The 12,812-nt window shown below is 66.6% G+C and carries 9 protein-coding genes; all 9 read right to left on the bottom strand.

The features are described 5' to 3' along the window. Nucleotides 1-123: 123 nt before the first annotated feature. Nucleotides 124-2,886 carry a PAS domain-containing hybrid sensor histidine kinase/response regulator gene (locus NF876_RS36930; protein ID WP_262272954.1) on the bottom strand — a complete coding sequence of 921 codons (2,763 nt, stop codon included), beginning with the start codon at nt 2,884-2,886 and terminating at the stop codon, nt 124-126. Between the two features lie 178 nt (nt 2,887-3,064). Continuing rightward, entirely contained in the window at nt 3,065-3,415 is a 351-nt protein-coding gene (locus tag NF876_RS36925) for a GFA family protein (protein WP_262272953.1), read from the bottom strand. A 22-nt stretch (nt 3,416-3,437) separates the two neighbouring features. After that, a complete protein-coding gene (locus tag NF876_RS36920) occupies nt 3,438-3,704 on the bottom strand; it encodes a hypothetical protein (protein WP_262272952.1) in 267 nt (88 codons plus the stop codon). Further along, a complete protein-coding gene (gene ppdK / locus NF876_RS36915; RefSeq protein WP_262272951.1) occupies nt 3,705-6,383 on the bottom strand; it encodes a pyruvate, phosphate dikinase in 2,679 nt (892 codons plus the stop codon). A 271-nt stretch (nt 6,384-6,654) separates the two neighbouring features. Then, a complete protein-coding gene (locus NF876_RS36910; RefSeq protein ID WP_262272950.1) occupies nt 6,655-7,290 on the bottom strand; it encodes a L,D-transpeptidase in 636 nt (211 codons plus the stop codon). A 623-nt stretch (nt 7,291-7,913) separates the two neighbouring features. Then, the gene (gene glyS / locus NF876_RS36905) at nt 7,914-10,169 is read right to left on the bottom strand and encodes a glycine--tRNA ligase subunit beta (RefSeq protein ID WP_262272949.1); all 2,256 of its coding nucleotides are present in this window, start codon (nt 10,167-10,169) and stop codon (nt 7,914-7,916) included. Nucleotides 10,170-10,184: 15 nt separating this feature from the next. Further along, complete coding sequence (locus NF876_RS36900; RefSeq protein WP_262272948.1) at nt 10,185-10,550, bottom strand: endonuclease domain-containing protein; 366 nt, start codon at nt 10,548-10,550, stop codon at nt 10,185-10,187. A 134-nt stretch (nt 10,551-10,684) separates the two neighbouring features. Beyond that, nucleotides 10,685-11,626 carry a glycine--tRNA ligase subunit alpha gene (locus NF876_RS36895; RefSeq protein WP_262272947.1) on the bottom strand — a complete coding sequence of 314 codons (942 nt, stop codon included), beginning with the start codon at nt 11,624-11,626 and terminating at the stop codon, nt 10,685-10,687. A gap of 147 nt (nt 11,627-11,773) precedes the next feature. Next, a complete protein-coding gene (locus NF876_RS36890; protein WP_262272946.1) occupies nt 11,774-12,658 on the bottom strand; it encodes a S49 family peptidase in 885 nt (294 codons plus the stop codon). Between the last annotated feature and the right edge of the window lie 154 nt (nt 12,659-12,812).

Genomic DNA, 12,812 nt, shown 5'->3' with positions numbered 1-12,812 from the left:
GAGCGCGATCATGGACGACCTGGAGCACCACAATGCCGACCCTCGCCCCTTTGTCTGGACCGCCCCGGCCTCAGCGATCCTGGAAAAGGTCGCCCGTGCGAAACAAGCGTTAGAGTCACAACACTAGGAACCGTGGATGATGACCTCGATCGTGGCCGCGAGGGCGTCGAGGGTGAAGGGCTTGGCGATGACTTCCATACCGGGTCCCAGGAAGCCCGCCGAGAGAAGGCTGCTCTCCACGTAGCCCGTCATGAAGAGGACCCTCAGATCCGGCCGCTCCGCGCGGAAGGCATCAGCCAGCTGCCGCCCGTTCAGACCAGGCAGCCCCACATCGGTCAGAAGCAGATCGATCGGCTGTCCGGTTTGCAGAACCGCCAGTCCTTTCGGCCCGTCTTCGGCCTCCAGAACGCGATACCCCTGCTCCTTGAGCATCTCCACGATGAGCCCGCGCACGACCGTCTCGTCCTCGACCACGAGCACGGTTTCATGAGCCTTGGCGCGCGCGCCCAGCACGGCCGTGGCGGAGGGGTCCTGAGGCTCCGCGTCGCCAAGATATCGTGGCAGGAAAATCGTCACGACGGTGCCCTGGCCGATGGCCGAGGCGATCCTGACATGGCCGCCGGATTGCCTGACGAAGCCGTAGACCATCGAGAGGCCGAGGCCGGTGCCCTGCCCGATCGGTTTCGTGGTGAAAAAGGGCTCGAAGACCCGCGCGAGCACATCGTCGGACATGCCGGACCCGGTGTCGGAGACCGACAAGGCGACATAGGGGCCGGGTTTGACGTCCTGCTGGGTGGTCGCGTAGGCGTCGTCCAGTTCCACATTGTCCGTCCCGATGGCGATGGACCCTCCGTCCGGCATGGCGTCTCTGGCGTTGATGACCAGGTTGAGAAGAGCACTTTCCAGCTGGTTGGGATCGCAGAGCGTGAGCCAGAGATCTCGGCGGGCCCGCAGCTCGACGTCGATCGTCTCGCGGACCGTGCGCCGGAACAGCTCCTCCATCGAGGCCACGAGAGCGTTCGCATCGACGGGCTTCGGATCGAGGGGCTGGCGTCTGGAGAAGGCGAGAAGGCGGTGCGTGAGCGCGGCCGCCCGGTTCGCCGACGACATGGCGGCGTCGACATAGCGTTCGATATCGCCTGCCCGTCCCTGCGCGATGCGGGTTCGGATGAGATCGAGGCTGCCGATCACGCCGGTCAGAAGATTGTTGAAGTCGTGGGCGATGCCGCCGGTCAGCTGACCGACCGCCTCCATCTTCTGCGACTGCCGCAGCGCCTCCTCGGCCTGTTTCAGCGCCCGGGCGGCCTGCTCCTCGGCCGTGATGTCCCGCCCGACCGCGTGGATGAAATGCTCGTCCGACACGGCCGTCCAGGCGATCCAGCGGTAGGACCCGTCCCGGTGGCGCAGCCTGCTCTGGACGCTGCAGGTTGTCACGGTCCCGGCGAGCCGCCCGACGGCCACGTGCGCTTCGCTCCGATCCTCGGGATGGATGAAGTCGAGCAGGGATGCCTGAACGAGATCGCCGTTCCTCCAGTCGAGCATGCGGCCCCAGGCCGGATTGGCCGCGACGATCGCTCCGTTGAAGTCGGCCACGAGCATGAGGTCGGTCGACAGATGCCAGAGACGATCCCGGTCCCGCGTGCTCTCCTCGACCCGTTTCTCCAGTCTGGCGTTCAGATGAACGAGTTCCTCCGCGGCCGTCTTCTGATCATGGATGTCGGTGTTCGTGCCGATCCACCGGATGACGACCCCGTCGGTGTCCCGCACGAGAACGGCCTTCGACACGAACCAGCGGTAGGTCCCGTCGCGGGCCCGCTTCAGCCTGATCTCGCCTTCGAAGATCGTCCCGTCCTGCAGGGCCCGCCGCCAGGCCCGGGCGACGATGGGATAGTCCTCCGGATGGACGATCCGCTCCCAGGCGCCGTTCGCGAGGTCGTCGAGGGTGATCCCGAGATATTCGGGGAAGCGACCGTTCGACCACTCGACCGATCCGTCCGGTCCCGCCTCCCACACCTGATGGGGAACCGCCTCGACGAGAGCCCTGAACCGCTCCTCGCTGGCGCGCAGGGCCTCCTCCGAGGCCTTCCGTTCAGTGATGTCCCGATAGAAGCTGACGATGCCGCTGGGAACCGGGCAGACGCGCAGTTCCAGCCACCGGTCCTTGCCGAAGCCGAGATAGCGGCGTTCGAACGAGATCTGCACCTGTTCCGCGAGGCACCGACGATAGGCGATCTCCAAGGCGGAGCCTGCCGATGTGGGCCACGCCTCCCATTGGATCTTTCCGATGATCTCCTCCGCCCGGCGCCCATCGTATTTGAGCGCGGCGGGGTTCAGCTTCACGACCCGGAATTCCTCGTCGAACACGACGAATCCGTCGCCGAGCACGTCGAGAACCGCCTCCGACCGCGCGTTGCTGGCGCTGAGTTGCCGCACCTCCCGGACATGCGCGGTCACGTCGTGACCGTGCACGGCCACTCCCAGAGGCGCCCTGCCCCCGGCCCAGACGGGCTGGAAGGAGAACTCGACGAACCGCTCCTGCGCCGCGCTCCCGGCATTCGTCTGCGAGAGGACCGCCACCCGAAGAGGGTCCGGGGATGCAAGGCCGGCGCAGGCCTCGTCGAGACGCTCCTTGAAGCCGGGCCAGCGGACCAGCGGTGTTGCGTCGAGGGCGCAATCGGCAATATCGCGGCCTCCGACAAGCTGCCGGAAGGCATTGTTGGTCAGCGTGATGACATCGTCCGCGTGACTCAGGAAGCAGAAGAAGCCGGGTCCCTGCTGGAGGACGGCGAGAAGCTGCGACGTTGCGCCATCGGGCGCCGCGCAGTCCTTGGCTGCGGCATGGGCGCCGCGCACGTCACGAATGACGTCCTCCTTCGTAACGCTCACACTCTCCGGCATCCTGAGGTTTCGGACGGGGAGCGCCGATTGTCCAGCCGACACCACCCCTTCTGTTCTGATAACATAGAGCTGCCCGCCCTGGCGAGAAGGAGCAACTTAAACAATATTTCGTTTCAATTCAATTGCCCCTGAGGCAGGCGCGATCCGGAGCCAGGGCCGCTCGAACTCAGAAGCTCCGGCCGTCGACCGGGATGGGGGCGAGCCCGGACAGGTCCACGCCTTCGAGGCAGCGGACGTTGATCGCCACCGTGGCCTCTCCGGTCGGCTTCTGCCCTTCGCCGAAGGGGGCGCAGCCGCATTCCGCACAGAAGCGATGCCGGATCCTGTGGGTGTTGAAGGTGTAGGTGGACAGGCTTTCCTCTCCGCGAAGGAGCGTCATGGCCTCCCGGGGCACGAAGGTCAGGAGATAGCCTTTCCGGCTGCAATGGGAGCAATTGCACGCGAGGACCTGCTGCAGATCCGTCTCGACCACGTACGCGACCTTGCCGCAATGGCATGAACCCTCGTGCCGCGCCATCCCTGCCCCCTGCCCGCGATCGTTATCCCAAGGCTACCATCGCGGTCACGATCAGGCCAGCGCCGACCACCGCAACGAATCGATCCCCCATGGTCAGGGGTTCGGCTCTGCCCTGGGCGGCCATCTGTCCGACGACGAGATCCAGGATCAGCGAGACGGCGAAGGGCCAGGCCGCCGGAGGAACGGCGGCCTGCTGCCAAGCAGGCCGCTGCAGCATCAGGAGCCCGATGGCGATGCCGGATGCCAGCACCGCCCCGATGTAGAGAAGGCGGGAACGGGACAGAGCCATTTAGGCCTGGCTCGCCGCCTTGTTCCCTAGCGCCGCCTGCGCGGCCGCCAGGCGGGCGATCGGCACGCGATAAGGAGAGCAGGACACGTAGTCGAGCCCGACCGACTGGCAGAAGTGGATCGACGCCGGATCGCCGCCGTGCTCGCCGCAGATTCCGAGCTTGATGCCCTTGCGCGTTTCCTTGCCGCGCTCGGCCGCGAGCTTCACCAGCTCGCCCACGCCTTCCTGATCGATCGTGACGAAGGGATCGGCCGGCAGCAGGCCCTTCTGCGTATAGGGACCCAGGAACGAGGCCGCGTCGTCCCGCGAGATGCCGAGCGTCGTCTGCGTGAGATCGTTGGTGCCGAAGGAGAAGAACTCGGCCGATTCCGCGATCTCGCCGGCGCGCAGCGCCGCCCGCGGCAGCTCGATCATCGTGCCGACCTGATACGCGACCGCGACGCCGCTTTCCTTGGCCACCGCCTCCGCCATGGCGACGATGCGCTCCTTCACGAGGTCGAGCTCCGCCTTCGTCATGACGAGCGGCACCATGACCTCCGGCACGACCGGCTGGCCGGTCTGCTTGCCGGCGTCCACCGCCGCCTCGAAGATGGCGCGCGCCTGCATCTCGGCGATCTCCGGATATGCCACCGCCAGGCGGCAGCCGCGGAAGCCCAGCATCGGGTTGAACTCGTGCAGCTCGCGGGCCCGGTGCTTGAGCTTGTCCACCGAGGCGTTCATGGCCTTCGCCACCTCCTCCATCTCGGCTTCCGAATGGGGCAGGAACTCGTGCAGGGGCGGATCGAGCAGGCGGATCGTGACGGGCAGGCCGCTCATGATCGAGAACAGCTCGGCGAAGTCCTTGCGCTGCATCGGCAAGAGCTTGGCGAGCGCGGCGCGGCGGCCGGCCTCGTCGTCGGAGAGGATCATCTCGCGCACCGCCACGATGCGGTCGCCCTCGAAGAACATGTGCTCGGTGCGGCACAGCCCGATGCCCTCCGCCCCGAAGGTGCGGGCGGTCTTGGCGTCGAGCGGCGTCTCCGCATTGGCGCGCACCTTCATGGTCCGCACCGTGTCGGCCCAGCCCATCAGGGTGGCGAACTCGCCCGACAGTTCGGGCTCCAGCATCTTCACCTGGCCCACGAGCACCTGGCCGTTGGAGCCGTCGATGGTCAGCACGTCGCCCTTCTTCAGGGTCTGGCCGGCGACGGTGAGCGTCTGCGCCGCGTAGTCGACGCGGATCGAGCCGGCGCCCGACACGCAGGGCTTGCCCATGCCGCGGGCGACCACCGCGGCGTGCGAGGTCATGCCGCCGCGGGTGGTCAGGATGCCTTCCGCCGCATGCATGCCGTGGATGTCCTCGGGGCTCGTCTCGATGCGCACGAGGATGACCTTGTGGCCGGCCTTCTTGGCCGCTTCCGCATCGTCCGAGTTGAACACGATCTCGCCCGAGGCGGCGCCCGGCGAAGCCGGCAGGCCCGTGGCCAGGATCTTGCGCTCGGCCTTGGGGTCGATGGTGGGATGAAGCAGCTGGTCGAGGGCCGCCGGCTCCACGCGGGTGATCGCCTCCTCCTGCGTGATCAGGCCCTCGCTCGCGAGTTCCACCGCGATGCGCAGCGCGGCCTTCGCCGTGCGCTTGCCGTTGCGGGTCTGGAGCATCCAGAGCTTGCCGGTCTCCACCGTGAATTCCATGTCCTGCATGTCACGGTAATGCTTCTCCAGGATGCCGTAGATGCGCACCAGCTCGTGATAGGCCTCGGGCATCGCCTGCTCCATCGAGGGCTTGGTGGAGCCGGACGCGATGCGGGCCTTCTCGGTGATGTCCTGCGGGGTGCGGATGCCCGCCACAACGTCCTCGCCTTGGGCGTTGATCAGGAACTCGCCGTAGAGCTCCTTCTCGCCGGTCGAGGGATTGCGCGTGAAGGCGACGCCGGTGGCCGAGGTCTCGCCCATGTTGCCGAACACCATGGCCTGCACGTTCACCGCCGTGCCCCAGCTCGCCGGGATGGCGTGCAGCTCGCGGTACTTGATGGCGCGGCTGTTCATCCAGGAGCCGAACACGGCCCCGATGGCCCCCCAGAGCTGCTCCTGCGGGTCCTGCGGGAAGGGCCGGCCGAGCTCCTTTTCGACGAGGCTCTTGTAGCGCGGCAGGATCGCCTGCCAGTCCTGCGCGGTCATGTCCGTGTCGAGCGAGTAGCCCTTGCGGTCCTTGTATTCGTCGAGGATCTCCTCGAAATGGTGATGCTCGAGACCCAGCACCACGTTGGAATACATGGTGATGAAGCGCCGGTAGGAATCATAGGCGAAGCGCTCGTCGCCCGCGCCCCGGGCGAGCGCCCCGACGGTGACGTCGTTGAGGCCGAGATTGAGCACCGTGTCCATCATGCCGGGCATGGACGCCCGGGCCCCGGAGCGGACGGAGACCAGAAGCGGGTTCTCGGCGTCCCCGAAGGTGCGGCCCGCGAGGCGTCCGACAGAGGCCAGGGCGCTCTCGACCTGAGCCTTCAGCTCCTCCGGGTAGGCGCGGCCGTGATCGTAGTAATAGGTGCAGACCTCGGTGGTGATGGTGAAGCCCGGAGGGACCGGCAGGCCCAGATTGGACATCTCGGCCAGATTGGCCCCCTTGCCGCCGAGCAGGTTCTTCATTCCCGCCTGGCCCTCGGCCTTACCGTCCCCGAAGGTATAGACCCACTGCGTCATCGCTCGATCCCCTGGCTCTGAGTACGCCCTGCTGCCGCGCAGGTGTTGGCTTGAAACATGTGGAGCCCAAACGCAAGCTGAACAGCCACGGTTCCGGAAAATTCAGGAGGCTCGCCTTTCGGGCTGCGGCGCCTGCTCACCCTGCCCGGTCGGGGCCGGTCTCCGGCCGGGCGGTCGGGCGTGCGGCCCGATCGAACCCGGCAGACACGATGACAACAAACAAAAATGGCCGGGACAGGCCCGGCCATCGTCATCCGTCATGAACCGGAGCTCACACCCGGTAGCGTCCGTTGCGCTTGACGTAGACCGTCGTGCCGACGGGGACGCGCTCGTAGAGATCGGCCACGTCCTCGTTGAGCATGCGCACGCAGCCCGAGGAGAGCTGCTCGCCGATGCTCCAGGGCTCATTGGTCCCGTGGATCCGGAACAGGATGTCGCGGCCGTCCTGGTAGAGATAGAGCGCGCGCGCGCCGAGCGGGTTGTCGAGACCGGCTTCCACGTAGCGCGGCAGCTCCGGCTTGATGCCCACCATGGTCTTGGTGGGCGACCAAGCGGGCCAGACCCCCTTGCGGCCAACCGACGCAATCCCCTTCCAGGAGAAGCCCTGCTTGCCGACGCCCACGCCGTAGCGAATCGCCCGGCCCTCGGGCTGGACGAGATAGAGCATGCGCTCGTCGATATCGACCACGATGGAGCCCGGCTTCTCGGGGCCGCTATACGCCACCGTCTGGCGGGCGTATTTCGCATCCATCTTGCGCCGGTCGACCAGCGGGATGTTGTGCGGCTTGTCGGGCATCATGCCGACATACCAGGCGGAATCGGCCATGGTGGCGACCGGCTGCTGGGCGGTCTGGCAGGCAGCGAGGGGCGCGCCCAAAAGAGCGGCAATCAGGAGGCGTCGAATCATCTTCGGTCTTCTGAATTGGATCGGTTGCCGCCTACCTAGAGCCTAGGCGGCCCCTTGGCTGTGCCCCTCGGGCCACACCTTAACATGAATTAACCCGGGAGGAATCCCCCATGCGCCTGGCGCAGCCCTCCCTCCGTGGGATGGGACCCGGCGCAGAACCGGATCCCTGTCGGCCGGTGAGGCCAGCGCATCGTGCGGACGAAAGCGGTCCACCCTGAACGATGCGCCGCTTCAAGGTGGGAGCATCGGACAATCGGGATGACCGGCCGACCATGACACGGGAGGTTTCGATCGTGGCGGGAGGGTGCCACCTTCTCCACGTCATCACCGGGCTCGTCCCGGTGATCCCGATACGAGAGGCGCCGCGCTTCAGACAATCGGGATGGCCGGCGAGAGGTGGGTCATGACTGGCCGGCCATGACGTGGGGAGGGTATTGTCGCCGGCCCTGACCACCTTCTCCCCGTCATCACCGGGCTCGTCCCGGTGATCCCGATTGTTGGGAACGCCGCACCTCACCGCATCGGGATGGCCGGGACAAGCCCAGCCATGACGTGGGGAGGGTGTCATCTTCAACGAATGAGCGTCGGGCCCAAACCTGGGCCCACGTCTCACGTCCGATGCTCTAGCCTTCGATGCGGGAGAAGTCCGCCACCGTGCGGGTCGCTTCGCGGATGTCGTTGAGGAGCCGCAGGCGGTTGGCCCGCAGACCCGGATCCTCCGCATTCACCGTCACCTTGTCGAAGAAGGCGTCCACGGGCTGGCGAAGGCGCGACAGGGCTCGCATCGCCCCCTCGAAATCCTCCGCTTCCACGGCCGACGCCGCCTCGCGCTTGGCCCCGTCGAGCACCACGGCGAGCGCCTTCTCCTCGATCTGACCCTGGTCGTTGACGATCTGGAGATCGGGCGCCTCGCCGTAGGAGCGCCCGTCCTTCTTCTCCTCGATACGCAGGATGTTGGCCGCGCGGCGATAGCCGGCGAGAAGGTTCCGGCCGTCCTCGGTGTCGAGGAAGCGGCCCAGCGCCTCGACCCGGCGGACGATCATCAGCAGGTCGTCCTGGCCCTCGAGGGAGAACACGGCGTCGATGAGATCATGACGCGCGCCCTGGTCGCGGAGATAGACCTTCAGGCGGTCGGCGAAGAAAGCGAGGAGGTCGAGCGCACGGGCATGCATGAGACGCGCGAGCGTCTCACCTTCCACGATCTGCCGCTGCCGGAAGATCGCCGCCAGTTCCGCGACGGAGGGATGCTCGACGACAGGAGCAAACGGGCTCTGCTCGATGGCTTCGACAAGCTCTTTCGCTTTCAGGAAATCCGCGAAGAGAGCCGCATTGGCCGTTCTGGCGAAGGGCTTGGCGAGCAGACTGGTCAGAGAGAGCTTGAGATTGCTCTCCAGCACCAGCCGGATCACGCCCAAAGCCGCGCGACGCAGGGCATAAGGATCCTTCGATCCCGTCGGCTTCTCGTCGATGGCCCAGAAGCCCACCAGGGTGTCGAGCTTGTCGGCGAGCGCGACGGCCACCGAGACCGGATCGGTCGGCACGCGGTCGGACGGCCCGAGGGGCTTGTAATGCTCCTCGACGGCGGCCGCCACGGAGTCGTGCTCGCCCTGGAGCGTCGCGTAGTAGCGGCCCATGAGGCCCTGCAGCTCGGGGAATTCGCCCACCATCTCGGTGACGAGATCGGCCTTGGCGAGGCGCGCCCCGCGCTCCGCCAGTTCGGGATCGGCGCCGACCATGGGGGCCAGTTCCCTGGCGAGCGCCGCGATGCGCTCGACGCGCTCATATTGCGTGCCGAGCTTCTCGTGGAACACGATGCTCTTCAGCTTCTCGAGCCGGTCCTCCAGCTTCACCTTCTGGTCCGTCTCCCAGAAGAACTTGGCGTCGGAGAGGCGCGCGCGCACCACGCGCTCGTTGCCGCCCACGATGGTCTTGCCGCCGTCGGCCGCGATGAGGTTCGAGGTGAGCAGAAACTTGTTGGCGAGCCTGCCGGTGCCGGGATCGCGCAGCACGAAGCATTTCTGGTTCGCCCGGATGGTGGTGCGGATCACCTCCGGGGGAATGTCCAGGAAGGCTTCGTCGAAGGAGCCCATGAGCACCACGGGCCATTCCACCAGCCCCGCGACCTCTTCCAGCAGGCCTTCGTCCTCGACGAGTTCGAGCCCCTGCGCGAAGGCGATGTCCTTCGCGTCGTGCAGGATCATGTCCTTGCGGCGGTCCGCGTCGATCACGACCCTGGCGCGCTCCAGCGCCGGCGCGTAATCGTCGAAGCGCTTCACCCGGATCTCGCCGGGCGCCAGGAAGCGGTGGCCCTTCGTGACGTCGCCCGAAACGATGCCGTCGACCTCGAAGCGCACCACCTCCGGATCCTCGGTCTCGGGCCCGAAGGTGCAGATGATCGAATGGAGCGGACGCACCCAGCGCAGCGAACCGGGCTCCCGCGAGGCCGTGCCCCAGCGCATGGATTTCGGCCACGGGAAGGTCTTCACGATGCCGGGCAGGATCTCGGCCAGCACGTCGGGCGTCGAGCGGCCCGGCCTCTCGATAACCGCAACGTAGAACTCGCCCTTCTTCGGATCGCTCTCGATCTTCGCCTGCTCGATGGAGGACAGGCCCGCACCCTTCAAGAAGCCCTGAATCGCCGCGTCGGGCGAGCCGACGCGCGGGCCTTTGCGCTCCTCGCGCACGTCCTGCCCCTTCACGGGCAGGCCCGCCACCTGGAGGGCCAGCCGGCGTGGCGTGGCGAAGGCCTTCGCGCCCTCGTAGAGGAAGCCGCGCTCCACGAGCGCGTCGGTCACGAGCTTCTTCAGATCCTCCGCCGCGCGGCGCTGCATGCGGGCGGGAATTTCTTCGGAGAACAGTTCGAGGAGGAGATCGGGCATGATTGGTTCGCCGCTCTATTCCCCTCCCCCTTGTGGGGAGGGGTTAGGGGTGGGGGTGTCGGCGCCAGCGCCGTTCGAAGATGCGGTGTAGAGAGCCGCATAGATCGTGTCGAGCACGACATCGATCTGGTTCATCACGTCATGGTTCCAAAATCGAAGAACCCGGTAGCCTTGCATCTTCAGCCACGCGCTGCGCGCCGCATCGGATCGCAGACCGCTCTCTGAACCGTGCTGGCTTCCATCGACTTCCAGGATCAACCTGGCGCTATGGCAGACGAAGTCCGCCACATAGGGGCCGATCGGAGCCTGCTTGCGGAAATGAGTACTGGCAAGCGGAACACGCTTCAGGTGCCACCAGAGACGCCTCTCGGCATCCGTCAATCGTCTGCGGAGCGTTCTGGAGCGTCGTGTTCCTGCTTTTGTCGTTCGGGACATGGGCGCTTGGAGCTTGGTCTTGCGGAGCCGGCACCCCCACCCTAACCCTCCCCTCAAGGGGGAGGGAATACGGTGGTGTTTCACGCCGCCAAGCCCCCGCCCTCGGTCTTCAGCCATGCGGCGCCGCAGGCCTTCGCCAGCTCGCGGACGCGCAGGATGTAGCTCTGGCGCTCGGTCACGGAGATCACTCCGCGGGCGTCGAGCAGGTTGAACACGTGGCTTGCCTTGATGCACTGGTCGTAGGCCGGCAACGCCATCAGATGGCGGTTGTCGTTGGAGCCGGGCTTCGGCTCGCCGGCTTCCAGGTACTGGCGGCAGGCAGCCTCCGCGTCGCGGAAGTGCCGGAACAGCATCTCCGTGTCGGCATATTCGAAGTTGTGGCGCGAATATTCCTGCTCGGCCTGGAGAAACACGTCTCCGTAGGTGACCTTCCGGTCGCCGTCGAGCCCGTTGAAGTTGAGGTCGTAGATCGATTCCACGCCCTGCAGGTACATGGCGAGGCGCTCGAGGCCATAGGTCAGCTCGCCCGCCACCGGCGAGCACTCGAAGCCGGCCACCTGCTGGAAATAGGTGAACTGAGACACCTCCATGCCGTCGCACCAGCATTCCCAGCCGAGGCCCCATGCGCCCAGGGTCGGGCTTTCCCAGTCGTCCTCGACGAACCGGATGTCGTGAACCGAGGTGTCGATGCCGATGGCCTTGAGCGAGCCGAGATAGAGCTCCTGGAGGTTCGGCGGGTTCGGCTTCAGGATCACCTGGAACTGGTAATAGTGCTGGAGCCGGTTCGGGTTCTCGCCGTAGCGCCCGTCCTTCGGGCGCCGGGAGGGCTGCACATAGGCGGCCCGCCAGGGCTTGGGGCCCAGGGCGCGCAGGGTTGTGGCCGGGTGGAAGGTTCCTGCGCCGACTTCCATGTCATAGGGCTGGAGGATGACGCAGCCCTGCTCCGCCCAGTAGCGCTGGAGCGTGAGGATCAGGCCCTGGAAAGAGCGCGCAGGGTTCATGTGCGCGGGTTCGCTCGTCATGTCGGCGTCCGGTCTGGCTTTGAAGAATGTCAGGCGAACCCTTGGGATGGCGGGCCGCCCAAGTCAAGCGCCGGGGTGTCCCGGCGGGCATTCCGGACACCTTCGCGCGACGGGATGGGGTCTTTCGCTCCTTGCGGTGTCGAGGCCCTACAGCCCCAATCGCGCCCAGGCGGCCCGCTCCTCGAGCGCTCCGACGATCTCGCCGGGGTCGATCAGACTGCTCTGCCCGAGGGAGCGCCGGCCGAGCAGGCGGCCCAGCAGCGGCGGGCGGGCCGGCTCAATCATGCGGAACTGCACCTTGTCGCCGAAGCGCTGGCGCAGGATGGTGCGGATGTCGCCCAAGCCGTCGACGAGCCCGAGATCGAGCGCCTCCGCTCCGACCCAGAAGGCCCCGGAGAACAGATCGTCGTAGGAATCGTTGAGCTTCTCGCCCCGGCGGTCCCGGACGAGGCCCACGAACACGTCGTGGATCTGGCGCTGGAGCCCCTTCAGCCGCACCACGTCGTCGGGGTTCTCGGGCCTGAAGGGATCCAGCATCGCCTTGCTCTTGCCGGCCGTGTGCACCCGCCGCTCGATGCCGATGCGCTCGATCAGCTCGTGGAACCCGAAGCTCGCGGACACGACCCCGATGGACCCGACGATAGAGGCCGGATCGGCGTAGATTTCGTCGGCCGCGCAGGCGATCATGTAGCCGCCGGACGCCGCCGCATCCTCCACGAAGGCGATGACGGGAAGCTTCTTCTCCTCGGCGAAAGCCCGAATCCGCTTGAAGATCAGGTGCGACTGGGCGGCCGAGCCGCCCGGCGAGTTGATGACCAGCGCCACCGCCTGTGCGCCCGGCACCGAGAAGGCGCGCTCCAGCAAGGGCGCGACGCTCTGCATGGCCAATCCGGGGCGCAGCGGGATCACGGCCCCGATGGGCCCCGACAGGCGCACCACTGGCACGACGGGGTTGGGATAGGCGCGGTACTTGGCCGGGAGAAGGAATTGAAGACGAGCCGGGAGCATGGAGGAGAACGATGTTTGAGCCATGACTGTTATCTAGCGCATCGTGCGGAAAAGTGGATCCGGTTTTCGCTGGCGCGGCCCGCTGGGTCCGCGCCGAACGATGCGCCAGCCAAGAGTGGAGCATCGGAATCGATCCCCAAAAAGTGAACAAGAGTGGTGGAGGGGACCAGAGAAGGAG

The sequence above is a fragment of the Microvirga yunnanensis genome (assembly GCF_025460875.1).
This window is presented reverse-complemented; position numbering and strand designations above follow the sequence as displayed.